At 73.4% G+C, this 26,450-nt stretch carries 23 protein-coding genes; 13 read left to right on the forward strand and 10 right to left on the reverse strand.

Annotation, left to right across the window (positions count from 1 at the left end; all coding sequences use genetic code 11):
- Window positions 1–79: 79 nt before the first annotated feature.
- Window positions 80–1,138 carry a DUF2637 domain-containing protein gene (locus AB0K65_RS23860; RefSeq protein ID WP_365719699.1) on the forward strand — a complete coding sequence of 353 codons (1,059 nt, stop codon included), beginning with the start codon at window positions 80–82 and terminating at the stop codon, window positions 1,136–1,138.
- A 39-nt stretch (window positions 1,139–1,177) separates the two neighbouring features.
- On the opposite strand, the gene AB0K65_RS23865 is transcribed toward AB0K65_RS23860, so the two are convergent.
- From AB0K65_RS23865 to AB0K65_RS23875, 3 genes are all read right to left on the reverse strand, one after another.
- Entirely contained in the window at window positions 1,178–1,531 is a 354-nt protein-coding gene (locus AB0K65_RS23865) for an ATP-binding protein (RefSeq protein WP_365719807.1), read from the reverse strand.
- Between the two features lie 157 nt (window positions 1,532–1,688).
- A complete protein-coding gene (locus AB0K65_RS23870) occupies window positions 1,689–3,431 on the reverse strand; it encodes a pyruvate dehydrogenase (RefSeq protein ID WP_365719701.1) in 1,743 nt (580 codons plus the stop codon).
- Between the two features lie 27 nt (window positions 3,432–3,458).
- Window positions 3,459–4,883, reverse strand: coding sequence for a protein phosphatase 2C domain-containing protein (locus AB0K65_RS23875; RefSeq protein WP_365719703.1), 1,425 nt, complete (start codon window positions 4,881–4,883; stop codon window positions 3,459–3,461).
- A gap of 939 nt (window positions 4,884–5,822) precedes the next feature.
- Here AB0K65_RS23875 and AB0K65_RS23880 point away from each other — a divergent pair.
- Together AB0K65_RS23880 and AB0K65_RS23885 are read left to right on the forward strand one after the other, a co-directional pair.
- Window positions 5,823–6,806, forward strand: coding sequence for a helix-turn-helix domain-containing protein (locus AB0K65_RS23880; protein ID WP_365719705.1), 984 nt, complete (start codon window positions 5,823–5,825; stop codon window positions 6,804–6,806).
- Window positions 6,807–6,897: 91 nt separating this feature from the next.
- Entirely contained in the window at window positions 6,898–7,380 is a 483-nt protein-coding gene (locus AB0K65_RS23885) for a DUF456 domain-containing protein (RefSeq protein ID WP_365719706.1), read from the forward strand.
- Between the two features lie 119 nt (window positions 7,381–7,499).
- On the opposite strand, the gene AB0K65_RS23890 is transcribed toward AB0K65_RS23885, so the two are convergent.
- The 5 genes from AB0K65_RS23890 to AB0K65_RS23910 form a co-directional block, all read right to left on the reverse strand.
- Window positions 7,500–7,946, reverse strand: coding sequence for a GNAT family N-acetyltransferase (locus tag AB0K65_RS23890; RefSeq protein ID WP_365719708.1), 447 nt, complete (start codon window positions 7,944–7,946; stop codon window positions 7,500–7,502).
- On the reverse strand, window positions 7,943–9,406 hold the full coding sequence (locus AB0K65_RS23895; protein ID WP_365719710.1) for an AlkA N-terminal domain-containing protein: 1,464 nt from the start codon (window positions 9,404–9,406) through the stop codon (window positions 7,943–7,945). Before AB0K65_RS23895 ends, AB0K65_RS23890 begins: the two co-directional genes overlap by 4 nt.
- Window positions 9,407–9,503: 97 nt before the next feature.
- Window positions 9,504–10,619, reverse strand: coding sequence for a ribosome small subunit-dependent GTPase A (gene rsgA, locus AB0K65_RS23900; RefSeq protein ID WP_365719712.1), 1,116 nt, complete (start codon window positions 10,617–10,619; stop codon window positions 9,504–9,506).
- A gap of 416 nt (window positions 10,620–11,035) precedes the next feature.
- Complete coding sequence (locus AB0K65_RS23905; protein ID WP_365719714.1) at window positions 11,036–14,992, reverse strand: WD40 repeat domain-containing protein; 3,957 nt, start codon at window positions 14,990–14,992, stop codon at window positions 11,036–11,038.
- Window positions 14,989–15,408 (reverse strand): hypothetical protein, encoded by a 420-nt coding sequence (locus AB0K65_RS23910; RefSeq protein WP_365719715.1) that lies wholly within the window; start codon window positions 15,406–15,408, stop codon window positions 14,989–14,991. Before AB0K65_RS23910 ends, AB0K65_RS23905 begins: the two co-directional genes overlap by 4 nt.
- A gap of 238 nt (window positions 15,409–15,646) precedes the next feature.
- Between AB0K65_RS23910 and AB0K65_RS23915 the strand changes: the two genes are divergently transcribed.
- On the forward strand, window positions 15,647–16,045 hold the full coding sequence (locus tag AB0K65_RS23915; RefSeq protein WP_365719717.1) for a VOC family protein: 399 nt from the start codon (window positions 15,647–15,649) through the stop codon (window positions 16,043–16,045).
- Between the two features lie 10 nt (window positions 16,046–16,055).
- Here the strand turns inward: AB0K65_RS23915 and AB0K65_RS23920 are convergent, their stop codons facing one another.
- Both AB0K65_RS23920 and AB0K65_RS23925 read right to left on the reverse strand, forming a co-directional pair.
- On the reverse strand, window positions 16,056–16,763 hold the full coding sequence (locus AB0K65_RS23920) for a helix-turn-helix domain-containing protein (protein ID WP_365719719.1): 708 nt from the start codon (window positions 16,761–16,763) through the stop codon (window positions 16,056–16,058).
- Between the two features lie 62 nt (window positions 16,764–16,825).
- Window positions 16,826–17,941: a YihY/virulence factor BrkB family protein gene (locus tag AB0K65_RS23925; protein ID WP_365719721.1), complete on the reverse strand. Its 1,116-nt coding sequence runs from the start codon at window positions 17,939–17,941 to the stop codon at window positions 16,826–16,828.
- Between the two features lie 17 nt (window positions 17,942–17,958).
- On the opposite strand from AB0K65_RS23925, the gene AB0K65_RS23930 reads away from it, so the two are divergent.
- From AB0K65_RS23930 to cysD, 9 genes are all read left to right on the forward strand, one after another.
- Entirely contained in the window at window positions 17,959–19,602 is a 1,644-nt protein-coding gene (locus tag AB0K65_RS23930) for an acyl-CoA dehydrogenase family protein (protein ID WP_365719723.1), read from the forward strand.
- 330 nt (window positions 19,603–19,932) lie between these two features.
- Window positions 19,933–21,258: a GAF domain-containing protein gene (locus AB0K65_RS23935; RefSeq protein WP_365719725.1), complete on the forward strand. Its 1,326-nt coding sequence runs from the start codon at window positions 19,933–19,935 to the stop codon at window positions 21,256–21,258.
- 57 nt (window positions 21,259–21,315) lie between these two features.
- Window positions 21,316–21,885 carry a GNAT family N-acetyltransferase gene (locus AB0K65_RS23940; RefSeq protein ID WP_365719727.1) on the forward strand — a complete coding sequence of 190 codons (570 nt, stop codon included), beginning with the start codon at window positions 21,316–21,318 and terminating at the stop codon, window positions 21,883–21,885.
- 145 nt (window positions 21,886–22,030) lie between these two features.
- Window positions 22,031–22,114: a putative leader peptide gene (locus AB0K65_RS23945; protein ID WP_310591794.1), complete on the forward strand. Its 84-nt coding sequence runs from the start codon at window positions 22,031–22,033 to the stop codon at window positions 22,112–22,114.
- 126 nt (window positions 22,115–22,240) lie between these two features.
- Window positions 22,241–23,938, forward strand: coding sequence for a nitrite/sulfite reductase (locus AB0K65_RS23950; protein ID WP_365719729.1), 1,698 nt, complete (start codon window positions 22,241–22,243; stop codon window positions 23,936–23,938).
- Window positions 23,935–24,123, forward strand: a complete 189-nt coding sequence (locus tag AB0K65_RS23955) for a hypothetical protein (protein WP_365719731.1) — start codon at window positions 23,935–23,937, stop codon at window positions 24,121–24,123. The genes AB0K65_RS23950 and AB0K65_RS23955 overlap by 4 nt, the downstream gene beginning before the upstream one ends.
- Complete coding sequence (locus AB0K65_RS23960; protein WP_365719733.1) at window positions 24,120–24,827, forward strand: phosphoadenylyl-sulfate reductase; 708 nt, start codon at window positions 24,120–24,122, stop codon at window positions 24,825–24,827. The genes AB0K65_RS23955 and AB0K65_RS23960 overlap by 4 nt, the downstream gene beginning before the upstream one ends.
- A complete protein-coding gene (gene cysC / locus AB0K65_RS23965) occupies window positions 24,827–25,393 on the forward strand; it encodes an adenylyl-sulfate kinase (protein ID WP_365719735.1) in 567 nt (188 codons plus the stop codon). Before AB0K65_RS23960 ends, cysC begins: the two co-directional genes overlap by 1 nt.
- Window positions 25,394–25,514: 121 nt before the next feature.
- Complete coding sequence (cysD, locus tag AB0K65_RS23970) at window positions 25,515–26,450, forward strand: sulfate adenylyltransferase subunit CysD (RefSeq protein WP_365719737.1); 936 nt, start codon at window positions 25,515–25,517, stop codon at window positions 26,448–26,450.

Here is a 26,450-nt window from a genome sequence, read left to right on the forward strand (position 1 = left end):
CGCGAAACCCCTTGAGGCCCCTGCGAGGTCGGCCAGTATGGGCGCCCGAAACGCCCTACTGCGATGCAAGGGACACCGCATGAGACTGACCGACATATCGCTGGACTGGCTGCTTCCGGGCGGCGTGATGGTGGCCGGAGTCCTGACGGCGGTGGCGGTGCTCGCGCGCGGCAAGCGCGCCGGTGACCAGGCCGCGGCCGAGGACTCGTGGGAACGCAGCGAGGAACGCCGCAGACGCAAGGAAGCGATCTACGGAACCGCCTCCTACGTCCTGCTCTTCTGCTGCGCGGCGGTCGCGGCCGCCCTCTCCTTCCACGGGCTGGTCGGCTTCGGCCGCCAGAACCTCAACCTCACCGGGGGCTGGGAGTACCTCGTCCCCTTCGGCCTCGACGGCGCGGCCATGTTCTGCTCGGTCCTCGCGGTCCGCGAGGCGAGCCATGGTGACGCGGCCCTCGGCTCGCGCCTCCTCGTGTGGACGTTCGCGGGCGCCGCGGCCTGGTTCAACTGGGTGCACGCCCCCCGGGGCCTGGGGCACGACGGGGCTCCGCAGTTCTTCGCCGGCATGTCCCTCTCGGCGGCCGTCCTCTTCGACCGGGCCCTCAAGCAGACCCGCCGGGCAGCGCTCAGGGAGCAGGGCCTGGTGCCCCGCCCCCTGCCGCAGATCCGGATCGTACGGTGGCTTCGGGCGCCCAGGGAGACCTTCGGCGCCTGGTCGCTGATGCTCCTCGAAGGCGTGCGGACGCTGGACGAGGCGGTCGACGAGGTCCGCGAGGACCGACGCGAGAAGCAGCAGAACCGGCTGCGCAGGCGGGAGCAGGAGAAGCTCGGCCGGGCGCGACTCAAGGCGATCAACCGTCAGCACCGTGCCTTCGGGCTCGGTCGCGGCGGCGGCCGCCAGGTCGAGGTCGCGGCTCTGAGCGCCGGTGCGGGCTCCGCGACATCCGCCGGGGCGGCCGTCGCGGAGCCCGCCATAGCGGACCCCGGACAACTGCCGCTTCGACCCCGGCCCTCCCTCCAGGCCGTGCAGGGCGTTGAGCCTCGGACGGTGGACCTCACCGCCGAGGACGACACCCAGGCGCTCCCCCGGCTCGACTCCCTGGAGCGCAAGCTCAAGGATCTCGAGCAGCAGTTCGGCTGAGCGCCCGCGCACGGAGGAACCGCACGGCGGGGCCGCCCCTCAGGCGGCCCCGCCGTGCGTCCGGCGTCCCGCGGGCTGCTCGCCGCCCCGCCGCTCGCCGTGCAGTTCGAACCACACGACCTTGCCCACCTCCTGGTCCTCGACGCCCCAGGAGTCGGCCAGGGCGTCGACCAGGACGAGCCCTCTGCCGTGCGTACCGTCGTCGGCGGCCGGTACGTGCGGCGCGGTCAGGCCGGGCACGAAGTCCCGCACCTCCACCCTGAGGTTCTCCGGGACGACGGTCGCCGTCACGACGGCGCCGTGCTCGGTGTGGATCAGCGCGTTGGTGACGAGCTCGCTCGTCAGCAGTTCGGCCACGTCGCAGGCCCCCGGCCCGCCCCATCTCCGCAGCATCTCGCGCAACGCGTGGCGCACCTCCGGCACCGCGGTGAGATCCGCGCACCCCACCTTTCTCAGCAGTTGAGTCGGCTGTCTCGCCTCCCCGGCCATAACCCCCACCCACAGTCGTCGGACAGTCACGGGGATGCATGCCCCGCCCACCGTCCCGCATTCATGGCCGCGGGACGTTGCGCAGGTTGGAACGGGCCATCTGGAGCATGCGGCCGACACCGCCGTCGAGGACGATCTTGCTCGCGGAGAGGGCGAACCCGGTCACCATGTCCGCGCTGATCTTCGGGGGGATGGACAGCGCGTTGCGGTCGGTGACGACGTCGACAAGGGCGGGGCCCTTGTGCTTGAAGGCCTCCTTGAGCGCCCCGGCGAGCTGTTTCGGCTTCTCGACCCGTACGCCGTAGGCGCCGGCCGCGCGGGCGATGGCGGCGAAGTCCGGGTTGTGGTTGGCCGTGCCGTACGAGGGAAGGCCGGCCACCATCATCTCCAGTTCGACCATGCCGAGCGAGGAGTTGTCGAACAGCACGACCTTCACCGGCAGGTCGTACTGCACGAGCGTCAGGAAGTCGCCCATCAGCATGGAGAAGCCGCCGTCGCCGGACATCGAGATCACCTGGCGGTTCCGGTCGACGAACTGGGCGCCGATCGCCTGCGGCAGCGCGTTGGCCATGGAGCCGTGGCTGAAGGAGCCGATGATGCGCCGGCGGCCGTTGGGCGTGAGATAGCGGGCCGCCCAGACGTTGCACATGCCGGTGTCGACGGTGAAGACGGCGTCGTCGTCGGCGAGGTCGTCCAGGACGGAGGCCACGTACTCCGGGTGGATCGGGACGTGCTTCTCGACCTTGCGCGTATAGGCCTTGACGACCCCTTCGAGCGCGTCGGCGTGCTTCTTCAGCATCTTGTCGAGGAAGCGCCGGTCCGTCTTGGCACGCACGCGCGGGGTGATGCAGCGCAGCGTCTCGCGGACGTCGCCCCAGACGGCGAGGTCGAGCTTGGAGCGACGGCCGAGGCGCTCGGGCCGGACGTCCACCTGGGCGATCGTGACGTCGTCGGGCAGGAAGGCGTTGTAGGGGAAGTCGGTGCCGAGCAGCAGGAGCAGATCGCACTCGTGGGTGGCCTCGTAGGCGGCGCCGTAGCCCAGCAGTCCGCTCATCCCGACGTCGAACGGATTGTCGTACTGGATCCACTCCTTGCCGCGCAGGGCGTGGCCGACCGGTGACTTGACGCGCTCGGCGAACTGCATGACCTCGGCGTGCGCGCCGGCGGTGCCGCTGCCGCAGAACAGCGTCACCCGGTCGGCTTCGTCGATGAGCCGCACGAGCGCCTCGATCTCGGCGTCACCCGGACGGACGGTGGGCCGGCTGGTGACAAGCGCGTGCTCTGCCGCCTTCTCGGGGGCGGGCGCGGAGGCCAGGTCGCCCGGCAGGGAGACGACGCTGACGCCGCCCTGGCCGACCGCGTGCTGAATGGCCGTCTGGAGCAGCCGGGGCATCTGCTTCGGGTTGCTGATCAGCTCGCTGTAGTGACTGCACTCGCCGAACAGCCGGTCGGGGTGGGTCTCCTGGAAGAAGCTGAGGCCGATCTCGCTCGACGGGATGTGCGAGGCGAGCGCCAGGACCGGTGCCATCGAGCGGTGGGCGTCGTACAGGCCGTTGATGAGGTGCAGATTGCCCGGGCCGCAGGATCCCGCGCAGGCGGCGAGGCGCCCGGTGATCTGCGCCTCGGCGCCCGCGGCGAAGGCGGCGGTCTCCTCGTGCCGGACGTGGATCCAGTCGATGCCGGAGTGGCGGCGGACGGCGTCGACGACGGGGTTCAGGCTGTCGCCGACGACTCCGTACAGCCGTCGGACGCCCGCGCGGACGAGCAGATCGACGAATTGTTCGGCGACGTTCTGTTTGGCCATGGATCCATCAACACATGGGCCCGGACGTTACGCCTCCCAGACGGCCGCCGCCGTACGGTCATCGGCGTACCCCTTCACCCTCAGTTGGGTGTCGGCGAGGAAGGCGGCGAGCCCGGGCGCCTCGGGGACCGCCCAGCGGGCGGCGAGTTCCTCGGCGAGGGCCGGCTCGCCGCGCATCGCGTCGGCGAGGCCGCTCGACGCGAGGAGGAGCGTGTCGCCCGGACGGGCCACGGAGGCGCGGAAGCGGAAGGGCTCCGCCGGAGGCGCGGGGGAGGCGGCATCTCCGCTCCCCCGGGCGGAGGCCGCGGCGGGGTCCTCGACGAACGGACGGGGGACGCCGGTGACGCCGAGGTTCATGGTGAGCCGGTCGCCCTCCTCCGTCTCGGCCGGGGCCGGGCCGAGGGGGTCCGAGGACACGGCCGCCGGGCGGGAGGGCTCGTCGGCCGGGGTCCTGTCGTCGGCGGCGCGGGCCGGGGCGGGCGGGGAGCCGAAGCCGACGACGGGTGCGCCGGTCAGGGTGGCCGGTTCGGGGACGAAAGGCTCGATGTCCTGCCAGGAGCCGTCGCGGAGCCGGAAGAGCCCGCCACGGCCGATGCCGAAGAAGACGCGGGTGCGGCAGTCGGGGTCGGCGGAGAGCAGCAGGCAGCGCAGGCTCGCGGTGTAGTCCTCCGCGTCGAGGCCCAGTTCGGCGGCACGGGCGCGGAGCCGGCCGTAGGTGCGGTCGGTGAGCCGGTGGAGCCCTGACTTGAGGTCGCCGCGACGGCCGGCCCGGATGTCCTCGGAGAGCCGGGTGTGGCTGCGGCCGACGGCCTCGCCGATCCAGCGGCAGGCGTCGGCGGCGGCGCGGTGGGAGCCGCCGGCGGCGCGGGGGCCGCCGGCCACGGCGACCAGGACCAGGGCGGCTTCGTCCTGGCCGAAGCGGGCGGTGAGCAGGGTGTCGCGGCGGGGTTCGCCGCGGTAGCGGGCGGAGTCGCCGCGGACGGAGGCGGCGCGCAGGGTCCATGCGCCGTAGCGGGCACCGTCGAGGACGGTGTCGGCCACGAGATCGGCCAGTTCGCCGGGGCGGGCGACGGGCAGGGCGGTCGGTTCGGGCTCGTAGGTGGGCGGCCGGCTGCCGATGTGTTCCGTCCGGGGGCGGGGGGCCGGGACCTGGACGGTCGGGGCGTCCGCGGGCCTCGCCGGCGCGGCCGGGGGCCTCTCCGGATCGTCCGGCGGGTCGGGCACGCAGGGCGCGGACGGGAAGGTGCGCGGAACGCCCGCGTCCGCGTCGAGGGGCTCCCACGGGGCCTTCTCCGGCCGGAACGGGACCGCGTCCCGCCGTACGGAGGCGGGCATCGCCCGTGACGCGGAGTCGAAGCGGTCGTCGAGCGTGTCACCCGTCGTCGTCGGCGCCGTGTCCGGCACCGACTCGTCGTACAGCTTGTCCCACCAGTGGTCCCCCTGCTGAGTCATGCCCATAGTGTCCACCGAGGGGGCCGCGCGAGGACGGGACATCCCGAAAAGCAACGAGAAAGGGGTCCGCCGGGCGACCCCACCCCCCACGGGAAGGACGCCCGGCGGACCGGCGTGGTCAGCGCACGTCGTCAGCGCGGACCACGGTCTGGGTGACGGATTCGCCCTCGGCGTCCGTCGGTTCGGTCTTCGGCGGGACGGGCCTGCCGGCGGCTCCCGCGTGGTTCACGGTCGCGGTCCGCCGTCCGCCCTGCCGCGAGCCCCGCGCCCGCGTCCGGGGCGCGCCTGCGCCGTGGGAGCACGAGTGTCCGGCCGGGATGAGGCGGCGGGCGGGTGGCCCGCGTGCCCCGTGGCGGTGAGGCCGGTCTTCCGGCCGTCGGTCGCGGCGAGGGTCCTGAGGCCGTCCTCCGGTAGGTCGTACCGGGGAAGGAGAATCGGGATGCCTTGAGAGTAGACGCTCTCGTCGGCCTGGGAAGTGTATTTCCAGAGGGAGTTGAGGGATGTGGAGCGGTTCCGCGCCGTGCTGCCGCTCGTCGTCGTCCGGTGTTCGAGCGGGTACGCGCCGCGCTCGGACGGGGCTTCGAGGACACCGAACGGCCGTCCGGTCTCCGGCGCCCCGGCGGCGGCCCCCGACGGCGCGATCACGGTGGCGGGCGGGACGGCGCCGGCCGCCGCTCCCCGGGCCGTACGTGATATCGGGCGCATCGCTCTTCTCCATCCGATGACGGGACACAGGCGGGCAAAAGAGCCGTACCCCGAGGCTGCTGGTGCTGCGGTGGCGCCACATTGGCAGAGGTGAGGGTGGTGCAGGGATGATGGGCGAGGCGGGAATGCGCCGTGGCCGATTCCCGCCAGGGCACCAACGGAACGAATGCGTGCGCCGAACGTCCCGTGAAGGTACGGAACGTCCGGTGACGTCCGGCGAGGGGTGGGGCAGCGATGCTGGGAGCGATAGGTCTCGACGAACGGCAGGAGTCCGCGTATCGCGCGTTGGTCGCGCTGGGCGCGGCCGAGGTGGCGGACCTGGCGCTCCGGCTCGCCCTGCCGGAGACGGATACCGAGCGGGCCCTGAGGCGGCTCGAGTCGCAGGGTCTGGCCGCGCAGTCCTCGGCGAAGACGGGGCGGTGGGTGGCGGCGCCCCCGGGTGTGGCGCTGGGCGCGCTGCTGACCCAGCAGCGGCACGAGCTGGAGCAGGCGGAGCTGGCGGCGGCGCTGCTCGCGGAGGAGTACCGGGCGGAGGCGACGGAGCCGGCCGTGCACGACCTGGTGGAGGTGGTCACCGGCGCGAGCGCCGTCACGCACCGGTTCCTGCAGCTGCAGCTCGGCGCGGCGGACGAGGTCTGCGCTCTGGTCACCGGGAAGCCGATGGTGGTGAGCGGCATGGAGAACGAGGCGGAGGAGCTGGCCGCCGGGCGGGGCGTGCGCTACCGGGTGGTGATCGAACGGGAGGTCCTGACGCTCCCGGCGGGGCTCGTGGAGCTGACGGCGGCGCTCGGCCGGGAGGAGCAGATCCGGGTGGTGGACCGGGTGCCGACCAAGCTGGTGGTCGCCGACCGCACCCTCGCGATGGTGCCCCTGACCGGCCGGGGGGCGGAGCCCGCCGCGCTCATGGTCCACGCGAGCGGCCTCCTGGAATCCCTCATGGGGCTCTTCGAGTCGGTCTGGCGCGACGCGCTCCCCCTGCGGCTCGGCGCGGGCGCGCAGGTGCGGGAGACGGAGGTGCCGGGTCCGGACGTGACCGACCTGGAGATCCTCTCGCTGCTCCTGGCGGGCATGACGGACGCGAGCGTGGCCAAGCAGCTGGACCTGGGACTGCGCACGGTGCAGCGCCGGGTGAAGGGGCTGATGGAGCTGACGGGGGTGACGACCCGGCTCCAGCTCGGCTGGCACGCCTACGAGAAGGGCTGGGTGGCCCGGGGGTAGCGGCGCCAGGTGACAGCCGCGGTCCGCGGACCTGCCGTGCCCCTCGGTGCCGCGACCTGCGCAGGACCCCCTCGTCCTGCACGCTTGTCCAATGGGTGTGTGGCAGCTGTTGCTGGTGGCGATGGTGATGCTGCTGGGCCTGTTCGGAGTCCTGGCTCCCGGCGTGCCCGGGCCCTGGCTGATCTGGGCGGCCATGCTCTGGTGGTCCCTGCACGAGAAGACCGGCCTCGCCTGGATCCTGCTCGTCTCCTCGACGGCGCTGCTGCTGCTCACCCAGGTGGTCGTGTGGCAGCTGCCGCAACGCCGGCTGCGGGGGGTGGGCATCTCCCAGCGGATGGTGGCGTACGCGGGAATCGGGGCGCTGCTCGGCTTCGTCCTCGTGCCCGTGCTCGGCGCGATCCCCGGCTTCGTCGGCGGGATCTACCTCTCGGAGCGGCTGCGACTGGGCGGCCACGGGCAGGCGAAGGCGGCCACCCGCAGGGTGATGCGGGCGGCCGGGACGAGCGTGCTGGTCGAGCTGTTCGCGTGTCTGCTGATCGTCGGGGCGTGGGTGGGCGCGGTCCTCTGGGGCTGAGCCCGGCCTGGTCCCTCGGCGGCGAGGAAGCGCCCGGAAGGCGTCGGCGTCCGCTCGGAGGGCCGCGGCCCGGGCGAGACCTTCCGGACACGACCCAGGGTCCCGGAAGGGGGACCCCCTCATCCCGTCGGCGGAAGATCGATCTGGTACTTGATGAAGCCGGTGTTCCTGGCCACCTTGTCGTAGAGGCGCCGCGCGGTGGCGTTGGACTCCTGGGTGTTCCAGTAGACCCGGTCGCAGCCGCGCGCCCCGGCCCATGCGGCGACGGCCTCGATCAGCGCCCGCGCCACGCCCTTGCCGCGTGCCTGGGGCTCGGTGAAGAGGTCCTGGAGATAGCAGACGTCCGGCCCGGAGGTGCTGGGGTGGACGAGGAAGTGCGTGAAGCCGACGAGGCGACCGTCGAGCCGGGCGGCCAGGGCGTGCAGCCGGGTGTCGTCCCGGAAGGCCCGCCAGGCGCGTTCGTACGTCTCCGGGCCTTCGACGCGGCCGTAGAAGTCGAGGTAGGCGCGGAAGAGGCGCTCCCAGGTCGCACGGTCGGCGGGTTCCAGCCGGTCGATGGTGATCATGCCCGGCAGTCTTCCAGGTAGCGCAGGGCGTAGGACCTCCAGGGCCGCCAGCGCCCCGCGTCGGGGGCGCCGTCCGGTGCCACGTCCGGGTCGCCGAGGGCCCGCATCCGGATGAGGCCCGCGAGGGCGGCCGTGACGCCCGGGACGGTGCGCAGGGCCCGCTCGGACTCGTCGCGGTCGGCGCCCGGGTCGAGGCGTACGGCCCCGGTGGCGAGCGCGGCCGCGAGCGGCCCGGCGACGGGGTGGGCGGTGAGCTCGGCGGGCTCGGGGAAGAGGCGGTTCAGGCCGCCGCAGGGCTGGTCCAGGGCCGTGCCGCGCGTCGCGGCCAGCCGCGCGGCCTCCTCCGGGCCGACGAGGGCCCGCAGGGCGAACTCCTCGGGATCGGCCGCGCCCGGGGAGCGGACGCCGGGGCGGGCGGCCACCCGCGCGGCCAGCCGTGTGTCCGCGCCGAGGCGCTCGGCGACGGCGTGCGGATCGGCGTCCAGGTCGAGAAGCCGTCGCAGCCGCTGCACGGCGGTGGTCAGGTCGCGCAGGTCGGTGAGGTGGATCCGGGCGTCAAGCCAGGCTCCGGCGGACCGCTCGTCGACGGAGACGACGCCCGTGCCGTGCGGAAGGCGGAGCGTGCGGCGGTAGGTGCGGCGGCCGGGATCGCCGATGACCTCCTCGACCCGGGGCAGGGCCTCCGCGGCGAGCAGGTCGAAGACCTCCCGGGCGGCGTAGGGCCCGCGGTGGGCGAGCCTGAGCGGGATTCCGGCGGCCCGGGCGGGGGCGCCGCCGGGGCCGTCGGCGGCGTTCGCTCCCGTGCCCGGGCGGCGGACCCCGGTGGTGGCCGCGCGGGAGGCGGCCGTGGTGCCGGCCTCGGCGCGGAGCCCGGAGGGGGTACGGGCGTAGATGCGGCGGACGGTGTCGTTGAACTGGCGCACGCTGGCGAAGCCGGACGCGAAGGCGATCTCGGTGATCGGCAGGTCGGTGGTCTGCAGGAGGAGACGCGCGGTGTGCGCCCGCTGGGCGCGGGCGAGCGCCACGGGGCCGGCGCCCAGCTCGGCGGTGAGCTGGCGCTGGACCTGGCGGGCGCTGTAGCCGAGCCGTCCGGCGAGACCGGGCACGCCCTCGCGGTCGACGACGCCGTCGCCGATCATCCGCATGGCGCGCCCGACGACATCGGCGCGTACGTTCCACTCGGCGGATCCGGGCACGGCGTCCGGCCGGCAGCGCCGGCAGGCCCGGAAGCCGTGGCCCTGGGCGGCGGCCGCGGTCGGGAAGAACGTGACGTTCTTGCGTCGGGGGGTGACGGCGGGGCAGCTGGGGCGGCAGTAGATCCCGGTGGTCGCCACGGCGAAGAAGAACTCCCCGTCGAACCGCGCGTCACGGCTGCTGACCGCTTCGTACCTGGTGTCCTCGTCCTTCACACGGTCCAGTGTGCGGGACCGCGCGCGGCGGTTCCGGCGGTTTTCGGACATGGCGTTCCGGGGCGGCACGGGCCCCCGTGCGGTCCGCCCCGCGGGGCGGACCGCACGGGACGGACCGGACGGGACGGACCGGGCGGACCGTCGGCCGCTACCGCGCGTGGCCGCGCTTCAGGGCCATCGCCGCGCGGCCGGCGGCGCCCTTGCGCTTCCAGTCCTTGAGCATCTCGGCCCGCAGACGGGCGTCGGTCTTGGCGACGATGCGCTGGTTCTCGCGCAGGAGCTTGCGGTAGCTCTCCAGACGACGGACCGGCAGCGTGCCGTCGTCGACGGCCGCCGTCACGGCGCAGCCCGGTTCGGACTCGTGGGCGCAGTCGTGGAAGCGGCAGTCCTCCGCGAGGCTCTCGATCTCGGAGAAGACCTGGCCGACCCCGCTCTCGGCGTCCCAGAGGCCGACTCCGCGCAGCCCCGGGGTGTCGATCAGGACGCCGCCCCCGGGCAGCTTGAGCAGATTGCGGGTGGTCGTGGTGTGGCGGCCCTTGCCGTCCACGTCACGGGCGGCCTGGACGGACATGACGTCCTCGCCGAGCAGGGTGTTGGCGAGCGTCGACTTGCCGGCGCCGGAGGTGCCGAGGAGCACGCTCGTCCCGCCCGCCACGACCGAGGCGAGCACGTCCACGCCCTCGCCGGTGGTGGCACTGACCGGCAGCACCTGCACGCCCGGTGCGGAGGTCTCGACGTCCTGGACGAGATAGGAGAGCCCGACCGGGTCGGGCACCAGGTCGGCCTTGCTGAGCACGACGAGGGGCTGGGCCCCCGACTCCCACGCGAGGGCGAGGAAGCGCTCGACGCGCCCGAGGTCCAGCTCGACGGCGAGCGAGACGGTGATGATCGCGTGGTCGACGTTGGCCGCGAGGATCTGGCCCTCGGACCGCTTGGAGGAGGTGGACCGCGCGAACGCCGTCCGGCGCGGCAGGTACGCCCGCACGTAACGGGGGTGGCCGCCCTCGGGGTCGACGACGGCCCAGTCACCGGTGCAGATGACCCGCAGCGGATCGTGCGGGGTCACGAAGGCCGTGTCGGCGCGGACGATCCCGTCGGCGGTGACCAGGTCGCACTGACCCCGGTCGACGCGGACGACGCGGCCGGGCAGCAGGCCCTGGGCGACGTACGGGGCGGCGGCGGCTTCCCAGCCCTCGTCCCAGCCGTAGGCGGAGAGCGGGTGCGCGGAAGAGCAGAGCGATGCCTGGAAAGAGGCGAAAGACAAGGGGGGACCCTTCACAGGGGTGGCCCCGGCACGCGCCGCACGGGGCGCGAGGTGAGAAGAGGTCAGCCGGAGACCACGGAGGTGGAGTGGGACAACTGCTGGATGCGGGCAACACCCGTCGTCATGACGGCCATCGGTCACACCTCCTGATTCACACCGGGTCTCGGCCGCGGACGGCTCACCGAGCCGGTCCGCAGGAACGATGCAGACCTTAACGCGGCCTCCGTCCGCCCCGCCACGCATTTACCGTGCCGCCGTTCGGAGCGGGGACGGCCCGGTGGAGGCCCGCCCCGGCGGGCATCCGCGCGCCCTCACCCGGCGCGCCGCGCCGCCCCGGGGGCCCTCCCTGCGCGCCCGCACGATCGGGCCGGATCACCCGGCGGGGAATCCGTGCGCGCCCGCCCGATCGGGCCGGGTCACCCGGCGCAGGTGTCCTGGTAGGGCACGCCGGGCACGTCCTTCTTCCAGGCGTCCTCGGAGAGCCCCGCACCGACGATCCGGCAGGCGAGTCCCGTGACGTCGGCGAGGGTCCGGGGCAGGTCGCCGAGGTGCCACAGCCCGACGGTGTCGCCCGCCTCGGGGATCAGGGCCAAGGTCCTGCCGTCGGGGGCGAACCGGGCGTCCACGACCGGGTCCTCCAGCGTCGCCGCGAGCGCGGGCCGGGCCGGGTCGAAGATGTCCCAGAGCTGGACGGCGCCGTGCTCCTCCGCGGTCGCGAGCAGGTGGCCGGCGGGATGGTGGACGACCCGTACGGGCTTTCGCGCCGGCACGGAACCGACCGGATCCGTGCCGATGACCGGGCCGACCGGCCACAGATCGACCCCGTCCTCCCGCACGCTCTCCGCCGCCAGCCGACGTCCGTCGGGGCTGAAGTCCGCCTGGGCCATCCCCAGCAGCGCGGAGGGCGTCGAGCGGTGGTCACCGGGCGGGCGCTCGGCCTGGCGCACCCGGACCGGTGCCGCCGGATCCGTGACGTTCCAGAGGGACCCCGAGAGAGCCAGCAGCCGGCCGTCCGGGCTGAAGACGGTGGGGGTGGCGGCGATGAGGTGCCGGGGCACGACGGGCGCCGGATCGTCGGTCTCGTCGAGCAGCCGGTTGAGCGACTCCTCCAGGTACGAGCGGCGGGGCACCGTGGTGCTCGTGTCCCACAGGGCGACCCAGGTACTGCCGAACATGTTCGTCGTGCCCGAGGCGGCCAGCGTGGCGGTGCGGGGGTTGAAGGCCAGCGAGGTCACACCCGTGGGCGTGGCCAGCACGGCGCGCCGTCGCGGCCGGTCGGTGTCCGACACGTCCCAGAGCACGATCTCGCCACGGGCGGAGTCGGCGTCCGCGATCGTGCCCGCCGCCAGGGCGGTTCCGTCCCGGTTGAAGGCCACCGTCTCCACCGGCTGCCCGGACGTGCTCCGCAGGGGCGGCAGTGCGCGGGGCCGGGCCGGGTCGGTGGTGTCCCAGAGGTGGACGTCACCTCCGAAGCCGCCCGCCGCCAGCCTGCGTCCGTCGGGGCTGAACGCGACGCTGGAGAGGCTCACGTCCCCGGAGGGAAGGGCGGCTCCGCGGCGGAGCCCGGAACGGAGGGCGACGCGCCAGCGGGAGAGCGAACCGGATTCGTCGGCCATGACGACGTGGTCGCCGCTGAACGCGAACGCCACGGGCTTACCCGGGCCGGAGAGCCGGGACGGTCCGACGGGCCGCGCCGGATCCGTGACGTCCCACAGTTGCGTCCGCTGCCCGTCGGACAGCGTGACGACGCGGCGTCCGTCGGGCCGGAAGGCGGCCTTGGCCACCCTGGTCGGGTGTTGCAGGACGGCGGTTCTCCTGGGGGAGGCGGGGTCGCCGAAGTCCCACAGCGCGAGCTTGTGCCCGCTCCCCACCGCCAGGACCGGGGACGTCGTGCTGACGGCCAGCGTCCCCTCCGTGAAGCCGCGTTCGTGGAAGACCGCACGGGGGCGGCGCGCGTCCCTGACGTCCCAGAGCTGCCAGCCGGAGAAGTGGGCGATGGAGTCCGGCCCGAAGGAGGGGGAGGCCGTCGCCAGGCCGGCGGCGGTGACCAGAGTGCGTCCGTCGGCGCTGAAGCGGACGGTTCCGGCATCGGTCGCGGCGGTCGGCGCGGAGAGCCTGCGCGGCGAGGCCGGGTCGCCGATGTCCCACAGGGTCAGGGTGCCGTCCCCGCCGCCGGCCACGACCGCCAGCGTCCTGCCGTCCGGGCTGAAGGCGCAGTCCGCCACCTGCTCCACGCCCGCCCGGAAGGGCAGTCGGAGGGGGTGCGCACGGTCCGTCAGGTCCCAGAGGGACAACTCGTGGACGGGCGCTCTGCCGTCGCCCTCGGTGACCACCGCGAGACGCCGTCCGTCGGGGCTCAGCGAGACGGCCGACGCCTTGTCGCGGAGGCCGGTCAGGGTGGCGAGCCGCCGCGGGCGCAGCGGGTCCACCGTGTCCCACAGGGTGACGGAACCGGCACGGGGGGCGGCGGTGACCAGGAGCGTGCCGCTCTGGAAGAAGGTGGCGAGGCCGTCCACGGGTCCGAGCGCCGCGTCCGCCGACGCCCCGTCGAAGCGGGTCTGCTGGAGCATGGTGACGAGCCCCTGCCGGCCCTCCGTCGTCGGGGCGACCCGCTGGGCCGCGAGTCCGAGCCGCAGGGACCGGCGTGGGTCGCTGTCGCGAAGACTCTCCGCCTTCGCCCTGAGCGTCCGGGCGACCGCCGGCAGCCGCTGCGCCTCCGCCGCCGCCCGCTCCTGGTCCGCTCGCCGGCTCTGGGACTGCGCGACGAGCGCGCCGCCGACGGCGAGGAGCGCCGACACCACCACCACGGCCACGGCGCCGCGCAGGAGTACGGCCGTCCGGCGTGCCAGCCGGACCGAGGCGTCGAGGAAGTCCGAGACCGGCGGCCCGAGGCCGTCGTGGCCGGGTCCGGCCGCCCAGGCACGGGCCTTCGCCAGCCGGCTGCCCCGGTAGAGGTGGGCGCGGTCCCGATCGCTCGCCCAGGCGGCCGCGTCGTCCTCGATCTGCTGGCGCAGCAGGCTGGCGGCCCGGCCGGTGTGCAGCCAGCCGTGCAGACGGGGCCAGGCCCGGAGGAGGGCCTCATGGGTGAGGGTGACCGTGTCCTGCCACTGGGTGTCCGGCTGACGGACGTCCCGCAGCCGGGTGAGCAGCCGCCGCTCGGTGAAGCCGGCCAGCACGGCCTCGGCCGCCCGCCGCTCCAGCCCTTGCGTCAACCGGGCCGTGGGGACGGTCCGTCGCGTGTCGTCGTCGCCCTTCTCGCCGATCCGGACCAGTCGGCGGAGCATCACCTCCGCCGCCGTCCGGGCGAGGGGGTCCAGGGCCTGGAAGGCGGCTTCGGCACTCCTGGCGACGGCTTCGTGGATGCCTCCGATGGCCGTGTAGCGCTCCACGGTCATGGTGGAGCCCTGCCGCTGCTGCCACGTCAGCCGGAGTGCGTGGGCGAGGTGCGGGAGCCGCCCGGCCTCGTATCCCTCCCGGGTGCCGGTGGTGGCGCCGAGGTCGGTCAGCAGCAGCTCGACCAGGCCCTCCTCCAGTTCGAGCCCGACCGAGCGGGCCGGAAAGACGATCGCCTCGCGCAGCTCCGTCCGGTCCATCGGGCCGACGGCGACCTGACGGCGCTCCAGGGCCTGGCGGAGCGGCCGGTACCGCAGAGCGTGGCCGTAGAAGTCCGCCCGCAGCCCGTAGACGACCAGCGCGGGCCCCTGCGCTCGGGCCAGCCGGTCGAGGGCGTCGGTGAACCGGGTCCGCTCCGTCTCGTCGGTGACGAGGGTGAACAGCTCCTCCGCCTGGTCGACCACGACCACGAGCCGGTCGGCCCGCCGCTCGGCGAGAGAGGCGCTCAGACGGACGGCCAGCGCGTCGGGCTCGTGGACGAGTTCGCGGCGGACGACCTCCGGCTCGACGCCGGTCAGCCCCGCGAGATGGGTCGTCAGCGCCGCCACGGGCTGGGCGGTCGGGGTGAGGATCAGGCAGGGCCAGTGGCGTGAGCCGGGCAGGGCGCCGCGGGCGAGGTCCGGGGCGAGGCCGGCCCGGAGCAGGGAGGACTTTCCCGCGCCGGAATCGGCCACCACGGCCAGGGCGCCGCCCTCCCGGAGGCAGTCGTCGAGGCCGGCCGTCAGCCGGGCGCGCAGGGCGTCCCGGCCGAAGTACCACCGTGACTGTTCGACGCCGAAGGCGCTCATGCCGGGGTAGGGGCACTCGTCGCCGGCGGCCTGCCCCGGCTGTACACGGTCCACCCGGTGGGTGCCGTCCCAGTAGTGCAGGTGCAGGTCCCGGCCGGCGATGTTCTGGTTCCCGGCCGCCAGGTAGATGGTCCCGGACCCGGAGGCGTACGCCTCCATCCGCACCTCGCGCCCGGTCGGCTCGGGGGTCACTGGCCGGTGATGTTCATGGTGCCGCCGGACATGTAGAGCCTGGCGTTGTCCGATGCGGTGCCGTGCATCTCGACCCGGCCGGGCCGGCCGGCCTCCGGCTTCTCGGGGCCCAGCTCGCCGAGCAGCTCGCGAAGCCGGGACTCCAGTGCGGGGTCGGCCGCCAGCATGCCGAGGAGCCGGAGCCGCCACTGCGACGTCAGGCCGTCCTCGGTCGTGGCGTCCCCCGCCTGGCGGGCGGACAGGATCTCGCCACGGGCCTCGACCAGTTCCGCCTCGACCGTCTCTGCCTCCTCGGGGCGGGCCCGCTGCCACAGGGCGACGACCGCCCTCTTGACGTGCTCCCAGCCGTCCGTCGCCAGCAGACCCACCACCGTGGTCGCGGCCGACGACGCCAGCGTCACCAGTTCGGCTTCCATCCCCCACCCTCTCGCCGTCCGGCTCGTCCTGAACGGTGCGGGCCCGTGCCGGCCGGCTCTCCCCCGCTCCCCTGTGCGATCACCGCTCACCCTACGACGCCCGCGGGCGGGGCGAGTCGGGTTCTCCCGGAGACGGCGTCGAACGCGGGACCACGCGGTCCGGGCCGCACGCGGCGCGAGGGCGGGGACGTCCGATTCGTACAAGACGGCCCCCGCGGTCCCTGCCTACCGTACGAGCATGAACGCACCACGCCTCGACGTCATCGCACTGGTGGTCTCCGACATGGCCGCCTCGCTCGCCTTCTACCGCCGTCTCGGTCTCGACGTGCCCGCCGAGGCCGACGCGCAGCCGCACGTGGAGGCCGCCCTGCCGGGAGGGCTGCGGATCGCCTGGGACACGGAGGACGTCATCCGCTCCTTCGACCCGGGCTGGACCAGGCCCGAGGGCGGCGACCGGATCGGGCTCGCCTTCCGCTGCGAAGGGCCGCGCGAGGTCGACGCGGTGTACGAGGCGCTGACCTCGGCCGGCTACCGCGGGCACCTCCAGCCCTGGGACGCCTTCTGGGGGCAGCGCTACGCGGTGGTCCTCGATCCGGACGGCTGCGGTGTCTCCCTCTTCGCCCCGTCCGAGGCGTGAGGAGGCGGCCTCAGGCCGTGCCCGTATCGGCGCCGGCCGTCAGGGCGGAGAGGGTCGTGCCGGTCAGGGCCCGTGTCTCGCGGGCCAGATGAGCCTGGTCGGCGCAGCCGGCGCGGAGGGCCGCCTCCGCGTACGGCAGGCCCGCCCTGACCAGGGCGAGCGCGCGCTGGAGCCGGAGGATGCGGGCCAGGGTCTTGGGGCCGTAGCCGAAGGCGTCGAGGGATCGCCGGTGCAGCTGCCGGGCGCCGAGCCCGACCGCCTCGGAGGTCTCGGCCACCGGCCGGCCGGCGTTCAGCCGCCGTACGACCTCCCGCAGCAGCGGGTCCGGGCCGGGGGCGTCCGCTGCCCGGCACGCCGCGAGCGTCTCCAGCGCGGCCGCGGGGTCGGGCGCCGCGGCGATCCGTTCGCCCAGCCGCCGCGCCCGCGCCGCGCCCCACAGCGCGCCGAGCTCGATCCGCCGGTCGCGCAGTTCCCTCGCCGGTACGCCGAGCAACGCGGGCGCGTCACCGGGTGCGAAGCGGATCCCGGCGCAGTGGGCGACGGTGGCCTCGGGGACGTACGCCCGGGTGTCGGGTCCCGCCACCAGCAGGCGGCCGTCGCACCACAGCAGGTCCATGCACCCGTCGGGCAGCACGGGGTACGGCGTGCCGGGCGCGTCCGTGAACACGCGGGTCCAGACGACGGCTCCGTCGACCCGCGCCGGGCGTTCTTCGTACACACCTCCGAGGGTAGGCGGCCGGACCCGGCACGTTCACCCTCCCCGGGGCCGTCAGGCGTCCGTCATTCCTTCTCCCAGCCCGAGTGCAGGCGCGACTTGACGTCGTCGGGGGGCAGGAACCGCGACCACCGTTCCGGGAACTCCGACGGCATGTCCGGGTCGTCCTCGTCGACGTCCTCCGCCTCGGCGCGCATCCGGGCGACCAGGTCGGCTGCCTGGGCGGCGCGGGCGCGTTCACTGGCCTCGCGGGCGGCGGCGGTGGCGACCGAGGGCCAGACGCGGTCGATGGCGGCGTTCACCGCCGCTCCGACCAGGACCGCGAAGGCGGAGATGCCGATCCAGAGCAGGACGGCGATCGGGGCGGCGAGGGAGCCGTAGATCGTGGGCCCCTCGACCTGGCTGGTCAGGTAGATCCTCAGGAGGAAGCTGCCGAGCACCCACATGCCCAGGGCCATCAGGGCGCCGGGGATGTCCTCGATCCAGGGCGAGCGGACGGGTACGGACACGTGGTAGAGCGTGGTGAGGAAGGCGATGGAGAGCAGGATGACGGCCGGCCAGTACAGCACCGAGACGACTTCGGTGCCCCAGGGGATCAGTTCGACCACACGGTCGGGACCGACGACCGCGAGCGGCAGGACGACCGCGCCGATGAGCAGCGCCACGAGGTAGAGCAGGAAGGCGAGGAGCCTGGTCTTCACGATGCCGCGGTGCCCGTCGAGGCCGTACATCACGGTGATGGTGTCGATGAAGACGTTCACCGCGCGGGAGCCGGACCACAGGGCGATGGCGAAGCCGATCGAGATCAGGTCGGGGCGTTTGCCCTGGGTGACGTCGTCCAGGAGGGGTCGGGCGATGTCGCGGACGCCCCGGTCGGACAGGACCGTCCCGGCGGCCCGCAGGATGTTCTCCTCGATGCTGGCGACCGTGTCGGTGTTGGTCCAGTCGTCGGCGTAGCCGAGGAGCGCGATGAGGCCGAGGAGCAGCGGCGGCAGCGACAGCAGGGTGAAGAACGCGGCCTCCGCGGCGAGGCCGAGGATGCGGTACTCGATGCACGAGTTGACGGTGTCCTTCAGGAGCAGCCAGACCATCTTCCGCTTCGACACGTTGCGGTAGAGGACGCGCGCGCGGTGGAGTCTGCTCCCGCGCCGCCGCTCGGGTGTTTCATTTGCTGCCTGCACCTCCTTACCGTATCGGCATGGCAGCCACCACCCATACAGTGACCAACCAGGCTCCGCCCCTGGTGGGATATGACGTCTTCTCGTCGGACCGGGCTCTGGCGGAGGCCGTGGAGCGCCATCTGGCACCGGACGTCCTCGCGGACGCGCGGGGCGAACTGACGACGCTCGGCCGGTCGGCGGGGTCGGCGCAGGTGCGGGAGTGGGGGGCGCTCGCCGACGAGTACCCGCCCCGGCTGCGGACGCACGACCGGTACGGCCACCGGATCGACCAGGTCGACTTCCATCCTTCCTGGCACCGGCTGCTGGGGAAGTCGGTCAACGCGGGGTTGACCGCGGCCTGGGGCCGTCCGGGTGGTCATGTGCGCCGGGCGGCCGGGTTCCTGGTGCAGACGCAGGTCGAGGCGGGGCACGGCTGTCCGCTGTCGATGACGCACGCCGCGGTGCCGGCGCTGCGCGCCGATCCGGCGCTGGCCTCCGTCTGGGAGCCGCTGCTGACCTCGCTGGTGTACGAGGAGGAGCTGCGGCCGCCCCGGGAGAAGAGCGGGGTGCTCGTCGGGATGGGGATGACGGAGAAGCAGGGCGGGAGCGACGTACGGGAGAACACGACGCGGGCCCGGCCGCTGGACGCCGACGGCGAGTACGTCCTGACCGGGCACAAGTGGTTCTGCTCCGCCCCGATGTCGGACGCGTTCCTGGTCCTCGCCCAGGCGGCGGAGGGCCTGACCTGCTTCCTGGTGCCACGGGTGCTGGACGACGGCTCCCGCAACGCGTTCGCGATCCAGCGGCTCAAGGACAAGCTGGGGAACCGGTCGAACGCCTCGGCCGAGGTGGAGTTCGACGGGACGACGTGGGCGCGCCGGGTCGGCGAGGAGGGGAGCGGGATCCGGACGATCATCGGGATGGTGGCGGCGACCCGGCTGGACTGCGTCCTGGGGTCGGCCGGTCTGATGCGCCAGGCGGTGGCGCAGGCCGTGCACCACGCCGGTCACCGGCGGGCGTTCGGCGGGCTGCTGGCCGACAAGCCGCTGATGCGCAACGTGCTGGCGGATCTGGCGCTGGAGTCGGAGGCCGCGACGGTCCTCGGGATGCGGCTCGCGGCCGCGTACGACGCCGACACGGAGGCGGAGCGGGCGTTCGCGCGGATCGCGGTACCGGTGGCGAAGTACTGGGTGACGAAGCGGTGCACGCCGGTCGTGGCGGAGGCGCTGGAGTGCCTGGGCGGCAACGGCTACGTGGAGGAGTCGGGGATGCCGAGGCTGCTGCGCGAGTCGCCGCTCAACTCGATCTGGGAGGGTTCGGGCAACGTCCAGGCGCTGGACGTGCTGCGGGCGTTGCGGAGGGAGCCGCAGGCGCTGAACGCCTTTCTGACGGAGGTCGGCCGGGTACGCGGCGCGGACCACCGTCTGGACGGGGCGATCAGGGACATGCTGACCGAACTGGCCGACCTGGACGGGATCGAGGGGCGGGCGCGCCGGGTCGTGGAGCGGATGGCGCTGGTGCTCCAGGGGTCGCTGCTGGTGCGGTACGCGCCGGCGGAGGTGGCGGACGCGTTCTGCGCCTCGCGGCTCGGCGGGGACTGGGGCTCGGCGTTCGGGACGCTGCCTCCGACCCTGGACCTGGGTGCGGTGGTGGAGCGGGCCCGGGTGGAGGTGGATGCCTGACCCCGGGCGGGCGGCGTGGAGCGGGCCCGGGCGGAGGTCGTGGAGCGGGCCCGGGCGGGCGGCGCGGGGCGGGCCGGAGGGGCCGGCCGCGGGAAGCCGAAAGCCGAGGGTGGTGCTGCGCCGACACGGCACCACCCTCGGCTGACACCAATCTCCTGGACGCGGCAGCCGACTGCCAGAGTTGCAAAGGGTTGCAGCTTTTCGGGAAGCACGCTCCGCCGGGGAGCGAGAGCGGCACGATGGGCACTGCCTCCGCTTCTCCGCGGATCCGCCGCTCCGCTGATCCGCCTCTGCAGAACCGATACAGCGCCGGGTGGCGGGAAGGGACCGATGAAGAACACCCAGCTCGACATGAACCGGCTCGCCGCCATGGACGCCGCCCAGGCCGCCCGGCTGCTGCACCTGGTCCGCGAGGAGACCCTGGCGGGCCGGACCCCGCCGATCGCGCCGCGCCCGGTCATCGACGCCTCCTGGCGCCGGATGTTCCGGCTCGGCCTCGACCCGGACCAGGGCACCAGCAGTGTGCTGCTGAAACGCGAGGAGCTGGAGGAACGGCGGCGCTCCACGGTCCTGGGCGAGGTCATGCGGACGCTGAGCACCGGCCTGGCCGGGATCGCCGACGCCTCGATGCAGATCATGGTGGTCACCGACGACCAGGGCCGGGTGCTGTGGCGCGAGGGCAATCTCGCGGTGCTGCGGCAGGCCAACGGCATCTGTCTGGAGGAGGGCGCGGCCTGGTCGGAGCACACCACCGGGACGAACGCGGTGGGGACGGCGCTCGCGACGCGCCGGGCGGTCCAGGTGCACTCGGCCGAGCACTACGTCCACACCCTCCACACCTGGACCTGCGCCGCCGCCCCGGTGCACGACCCGCGGGACCAGCGGCTGCTGGGCATCGTGGACGTGAGCGGGCCGGCGTCGAGCTTCCATCCGGCGACGCTGGCCCTGGTCGGCTCGGTGGCCCGGCTCGCCGAGGCGGAGATGCGCCAGCGCCATCTGCGCTCGATCGAGCGGTTGCGCTCGGTGGCGGCGCCGATCCTGTGCCGGGTGGGCGGCCGGGCCGTCGCCGTGGACACGCACGGCTGGACGGCGGCGGTGACCGGGATGGCGCCGGTGGACCGGATCGCGCTCCCCACGTCGTTCCGGGCCGGGCGGGTGTGGCTGCCGGCGCTCGGCATGTGCGCGGTGGAGCCGCTGCCGGGCGGCTGGCTGCTGCGGGTGGAGGCGGGGCGGACGGCGGCGGACGACACGGCGGCGGCCCCGAGCCGGGTGGTGCTCGATCTGAGCCGGCCGCGCCGGTGGTCGGTGACGGTGTCGGGCGCGGCGGGCAGCTGGTCGAGGGAGCTGAGTCCGCGCCACGCGGAGCTGCTGTTCGTCCTCGCGCTGCACCCCGGCGGGCGGACGGCGGCGGAGCTGGCGCAGGACGTGTTCGGGGACCGGACGCGGACGGTGACGGTACGGGCGGAGATGTCCCGGGTCCGCCGCACCCTGGCCGGTGTGCTCGCCCACCGTCCGTACCGTTTCGGCGAGGAGGTCGAGGTGGAGGTCGTCCGCCCGCCGCGGTCGGAGGATCTGCTGCCCCACTCCACGGCCCCGGCGATCAGCGCGGCCCGGGTGCCCGGCCCTCCGGGAACGCCCGGACCTGCGGGGGAGTAACGCACGCGACGCCGGACCCCCATGGGAATCTCGCGCTCCGCATGATGCGATGGGCGTATGAGCATCACTCTCACCACCTGGTCCCTCGAACAGACCTCGGCCTCGGACCTGCGTCCCGCCGCCCCGCCCGCGGGCGACGACGTCAGGATCGCGCGGGCCGAGGTGCCCTCCCCCGAGTTCGCCCGCTTCCTCTATACGGCGGTCGGCGGCGACATCAGCTGGAACGACCGGCTGCACCTGTCGTACAAGGAGTGGCAGGAGATCGTCGAGCGTCCGGGAGCCGAGATCTGGGTGGCGTACGAGAAGGGGACGCCGGCCGGGTACGTGGAGCTGGACCCGCAGGACGACGGAGTCGTGGAGATCATCTACTTCGGGCTGATCCCGGCCTTCCGGGGTCGCCGCATCGGCGGCCACCTGCTGACCGAGGGCGTGCGGCGCGCCTGGGACCTGGCCGAGCGCTGGCCGGACCGGGAGCCGACCCGGCGGGTGTGGCTGCACACCTGCTCGCTGGACGGACCGCACGCGATGGACAACTACCTGCGGCGCGGCTTCCGGCTCTTCGACACCACGGTGGAGGAGACCGAGGAGGCGACGACCCCCGGCCCCTGGCCCGGCGCCCACGGCTGACCGGAAAGCGCCATCGCGCGCGATTCCCCCTGATCAGCACCCTTACGGAGTGACCCACGGCACACCGTCTCGCGATGCGGGACGGTGGTGTCCACATAACGGACGAAGCTGGACTGAGTCCAAAGGCCCGTGACACGCTTCCGTCATGTCTGGAACTGGAATTGCCTTGGTGAGTCGGCGGCACGTCGACCTCGGCCGCATGTCCAGCGCCATCTGTCCGGCGCGCTGAGAGAACCAGCGACGCCGCGATCGACTTTCTGCAAGACCCTGCTGCGCACCGACGCGCCATCCTCTGACCTGAGCGCGAGTGTGCAGGTCAGAGCCGCCCTCCCGCAGTCCCGAAGGACAAAACGCCATGGCCGCCACCCCGGAAAACCCCACTCCCGTCGCCGCCCGCCGCAAGGCCGGGCGTCACCGTGGCGAGGGTCAGTGGGCCGTGGGGCACTTCACCCCGCTGAACGGCAATGAGCAGTTCAAGAAGGACGACGACGGTCTCAATGTACGGACACGTATTGAGACGATCTACTCCAAGCGCGGATTCGACTCCATCGACCCCAACGACCTGCGCGGACGCATGCGCTGGTGGGGCCTCTACACCCAGCGCAAGCAGGGTCTGGACGGCACCAAGACCGGGGTCCTCGAGCCGGAGGAGCTGGACGACGAGTACTTCATGCTCCGTGTCCGCATCGACGGCGGCCGGCTGACCACCGAGCAGCTGCGCGTCATCGGCGAGATCTCGCAGGAGTTCGCGCGGGGTACCGCCGACATCACCGACCGCCAGAACGTGCAGTACCACTGGATCCGGATCGAGGACGTGCCCGAGATCTGGAACCGCCTGGAGGCGGTCGGCCTCTCCACGACCGAGGCCTGCGGCGACACCCCGCGCGTCATCCTCGGCTCGCCGGTCGCCGGCATCGCCCAGGACGAGATCATCGACGGCACGCCCGCCATCGACGAGATCCAGCGCCGGATCGTCGGCAACAAGGACTTCTCGAACCTGCCCCGCAAGTTCAAGTCGGCGGTCTCCGGCTCGCCGCTGCTCGACGTGGCGCACGAGATCAACGACATCGCCTTCGTCGGTGTGCACCACCCGGAGCACGGCCCCGGCTTCGACGTCTGGGTCGGCGGCGGCCTGTCCACCAACCCCAAGCTGGGCGTCCGCCTGGGCACCTGGGTCTCGCTCGACGAGGTCCCGGACGTCTACGAGGGCGTCATCTCGATCTTCCGCGACTACGGCTACCGCCGGCTGCGCAACCGCGCCCGCCTGAAGTTCCTGGTCGCGGACTGGGGCCCCGAGAAGTTCCGCCAGGTCCTGGAGGACGAGTACCTGAAGCGCAAGCTGACCGACGGCCCGGCTCCGGCCCAGCCCGCCGGCCAGTGGCGTGACCACGTCGGCGTCCACAAGCAGAAGGACGGCCGGTTCTACGTCGGGTTCGCGCCGCGCGTCGGCCGGGTCGACGGCGCCACGCTCACCAAGATCGCCGAGATCGCCGAGTCGCACGGCTCGGGGCGGCTCCGCACCACCGCCGAGCAGAAGATGATCGTCCTCGACGTCGAGGAGGCCCAGGTCGAGCCCCTGGTCTCCGCGCTGGAGTCGCTGGACCTGCGGGTCACGCCCTCGCCCTTCCGCCGCGGCACGATGGCCTGCACGGGCATCGAGTTCTGCAAGCTGGCCATCGTCGAGACCAAGGCGCGCGGCGCCTCGCTCATCGACGAACTGGAGCGCCGCATCCCGGAGTTCGACGAGCCGATCACCATCAACATCAACGGCTGCCCCAACGCCTGCGCCCGTATCCAGGTGGCGGACATCGGTCTCAAGGGCCAGCTGGTCATCGACGACGAGGGCAACCGGGTGGAGGGCTACCAGGTCCACCTCGGCGGCGCGCTCGGCCTGGAGGCCGGCTTCGGCCGCAAGGTCCGCGGCCTGAAGGTCACCGCGGCCGGTCTGCCGGACTACGTCGAGCGGGTCCTCAAGCGCTTCCAGGAGCAGCGCGAGGACGGCGAGCGCTTCGCCACCTGGGCGGCCCGCGCCTCGGAAGAAGCGCTGTCATGAGCGAGCGTGCCGCGCCGTTCCACTGCCCGTACTGCGGCGACGAGGACCTGCGTCCGAACGAGCAGGGTCACGGCGCCTGGGAATGCCGGGCATGCGGGCGAGCCTTCCAGCTGAAGTTCCTGGGGCTCCTCGCCCCGGAACCTCGAAGCTCGCGGAGCGACACCACTGGAGGGGAACAGATATGACGACGACCCAGGTCACCGGGGCCACCGACCTCAAGGCCCTCGCCGAGCAGGCCGGACGCGACCTGGAGGACGCCTCCGCGCTGGAGATCCTCCAGTGGGCGACCGGCACCTTCGGCAAGGAGTTCTGCGTCACCTCCTCCATGGAGGACGCGGTGGTCGCCCACCTCGCCTCGCGCGCCCTGCCCGGCGTGGACGTCGTCTTCCTCGACACCGGCTACCACTTCCCCGAGACCATCGGCACCCGCGACGCGGTCGAGGCGGTGATGGACGTCAACGTCATCACCCTGACCCCGCGCCAGACGGTCGCCGAGCAGGACGCCGAGTACGGCCCCCGGCTGCACGACCGCGACCCCGACCGGTGCTGCGCGCTGCGCAAGGTCAAGCCCCTCGAAGAGGGCCTGACCGCCTACCGCGCCTGGGCGACCGGCCTGCGCCGCGACGAGTCCCCCACCCGCGCCGCCACCCCGGTCGTCGGCTGGGACGAGAAGCGGCAGAAGGTCAAGATCTCGCCCATCGCCCGCTGGACCCAGGACGACGTCGACGCGTACGTCGCCGAGCACGGCGTGCTCACCAACCCGCTGCTGATGGACGGATACGCCTCCGTCGGCTGCGCCCCCTGCACCCGCCGCGTCGAGGAGGGCGAGGACGCCCGCGCCGGCCGCTGGGCCGGGCGTGCCAAGACGGAATGCGGACTGCACGGCTGATGACCACCACCCAGACTTCTCAGGAGAACCACGTGACCGGTGCCACCATCTGGCTCACGGGCCTGCCGAGCGCCGGCAAGACCACCATCGCGTACGAGCTGGCCGGCCGCCTGCGCGGCGAGGGCCACCGCGTCGAGGTGCTCGACGGCGACGAGATCCGCGAGTTCCTCTCCGCGGGCCTCGGCTTCACCCGCGAGGACCGCCACACCAACGTGCAGCGCATCGGCTTCGTCGCCGAACTGCTCGCCTCCAACGGTGTGAAGGTCCTGGTCCCGGTCATCGCCCCGTACGAGGACAGCCGCGAGGCCGTCCGCAAGCGTCACCAGTCCGAGGGCACCCCCTATGTCGAGGTGCACGTCGCCACTCCGGTGGACGTGTGCTCCGTACGCGATGTGAAGGGGCTCTACGCCAAGCAGGCCGCCGGCGAGATCAGCGGCCTCACCGGGGTCGACGACCCGTACGACGAGCCGGCCGCCCCCGATCTGCGGATCGAGTCCCAGAACCAGTCCGTGCAGGAGTCCGCCGCGCAGCTGTACGCGCTGCTCACCGAGAAGGGCTTGCTGTGAGCGACGCACGTGCGGCCGCCCGGCCGCGGACGAATGCCGAAGCAGCGCCTCTGCGCCGCGCGGGCGGAGATGGGGGTACCGCCCAGGCGTCAGCTCTGGGGGATCACGAAAGGGGTGCAGAGTGACCACCGTTGCGCATGTTCATGAGGAGACCGACAGCCCGTTCGCGCTGTCGCACCTGGACTCGCTCGAGTCCGAGGCCGTCCACATCTTCCGCGAGGTGGCGGGCGAGTTCGAGCGGCCGGTGATCCTCTTCTCCGGTGGCAAGGACTCCATCGTGATGCTGCACCTGGCGCTGAAGGCGTTCGCGCCCGCGCCGGTGCCGTTCACGCTGCTGCACGTCGACACCGGGCACAACTTCCCCGAGGTCCTCGAGTACCGCGACCGCACGGTCGAGAAGCACGGGCTCCGTCTGCACGTGGCCTCCGTCCAGGAGTACATCGACGCCGGGAAGCTGCGCGAGCGTCCCGACGGGACGCGCAACCCGCTCCAGACGGTGCCGCTGACCGAGGCGATCCAGCAGCACCGTTTCGACGCGGTCTTCGGCGGCGGCCGCCGCGACGAGGAGAAGGCGCGCGCCAAGGAGCGGGTGTTCAGCCTCCGCGACGAGTTCTCCCAGTGGGACCCGCGCCGCCAGCGCCCGGAGCTGTGGCAGCTCTACAACGGCCGGCACGCTCCCGGCGAGCACGTCCGCGTCTTCCCGCTCTCCAACTGGACCGAGCTGGACGTCTGGCAGTACATCGCCCGCGAGGGCATCGAGCTGCCGGAGATCTACTTCGCCCACGAGCGGGAGGTGTTCGCCCGCAACGGCATGTGGCTGACCGCCGGCGAGTGGGGCGGCCCCAAGGAGACCGAGACGGTCGAGACGCGGCTCATCCGCTACCGCACCGTCGGTGACATGTCCTGCACGGGCGCCGTCGACTCCGACGCCACCACGCTGGACGCGGTGATCGCCGAGATCGCCGCCTCCCGTCTCACCGAGCGGGGCGCGACCCGCGCCGACGACAAGATGTCCGAGGCCGCGATGGAAGACCGCAAGCGCGAAGGGTACTTCTAG

It is taken from the genome of Streptomyces sp. NPDC053755 (assembly GCF_040677675.1).
Lineage (GTDB): Bacteria > Actinomycetota > Actinomycetes > Streptomycetales > Streptomycetaceae > Streptomyces.

What these genes read in the sequence shown, in the direction of transcription:
- AB0K65_RS23860 (WP_365719699.1), top strand. Translation starts at nt 80, where the DNA reads ATGAGACTGACCGACATATCGCTGGACTGGCTGCTTCCGGGCGGCGTG.
- AB0K65_RS23865 (WP_365719807.1), bottom strand. Translation starts at nt 1,531, where the DNA reads ATGCTGCGGAGATGGGGCGGGCCGGGGGCCTGCGACGTGGCCGAACTG.
- AB0K65_RS23870 (WP_365719701.1), bottom strand. Translation starts at nt 3,431, where the DNA reads ATGGCCAAACAGAACGTCGCCGAACAATTCGTCGATCTGCTCGTCCGC.
- AB0K65_RS23875 (WP_365719703.1), bottom strand. Translation starts at nt 4,883, where the DNA reads ATGACTCAGCAGGGGGACCACTGGTGGGACAAGCTGTACGACGAGTCG.
- AB0K65_RS23880 (WP_365719705.1), top strand. Translation starts at nt 5,823, where the DNA reads ATGCTGGGAGCGATAGGTCTCGACGAACGGCAGGAGTCCGCGTATCGC.
- AB0K65_RS23885 (WP_365719706.1), top strand. Translation starts at nt 6,898, where the DNA reads ATGGGTGTGTGGCAGCTGTTGCTGGTGGCGATGGTGATGCTGCTGGGC.
- AB0K65_RS23890 (WP_365719708.1), bottom strand. Translation starts at nt 7,946, where the DNA reads ATGATCACCATCGACCGGCTGGAACCCGCCGACCGTGCGACCTGGGAG.
- AB0K65_RS23895 (WP_365719710.1), bottom strand. Translation starts at nt 9,406, where the DNA reads ATGTCCGAAAACCGCCGGAACCGCCGCGCGCGGTCCCGCACACTGGAC.
- AB0K65_RS23910 (WP_365719715.1), bottom strand. Translation starts at nt 15,408, where the DNA reads ATGGAAGCCGAACTGGTGACGCTGGCGTCGTCGGCCGCGACCACGGTG.
- AB0K65_RS23915 (WP_365719717.1), top strand. Translation starts at nt 15,647, where the DNA reads ATGAACGCACCACGCCTCGACGTCATCGCACTGGTGGTCTCCGACATG.
- AB0K65_RS23930 (WP_365719723.1), top strand. Translation starts at nt 17,959, where the DNA reads ATGGCAGCCACCACCCATACAGTGACCAACCAGGCTCCGCCCCTGGTG.
- AB0K65_RS23935 (WP_365719725.1), top strand. Translation starts at nt 19,933, where the DNA reads ATGAAGAACACCCAGCTCGACATGAACCGGCTCGCCGCCATGGACGCC.
- AB0K65_RS23940 (WP_365719727.1), top strand. Translation starts at nt 21,316, where the DNA reads ATGAGCATCACTCTCACCACCTGGTCCCTCGAACAGACCTCGGCCTCG.
- AB0K65_RS23945 (WP_310591794.1), top strand. Translation starts at nt 22,031, where the DNA reads ATGTCTGGAACTGGAATTGCCTTGGTGAGTCGGCGGCACGTCGACCTC.
- AB0K65_RS23950 (WP_365719729.1), top strand. Translation starts at nt 22,241, where the DNA reads ATGGCCGCCACCCCGGAAAACCCCACTCCCGTCGCCGCCCGCCGCAAG.
- AB0K65_RS23955 (WP_365719731.1), top strand. Translation starts at nt 23,935, where the DNA reads ATGAGCGAGCGTGCCGCGCCGTTCCACTGCCCGTACTGCGGCGACGAG.
- AB0K65_RS23960 (WP_365719733.1), top strand. Translation starts at nt 24,120, where the DNA reads ATGACGACGACCCAGGTCACCGGGGCCACCGACCTCAAGGCCCTCGCC.
- cysC (WP_365719735.1), top strand. Translation starts at nt 24,827, where the DNA reads ATGACCACCACCCAGACTTCTCAGGAGAACCACGTGACCGGTGCCACC.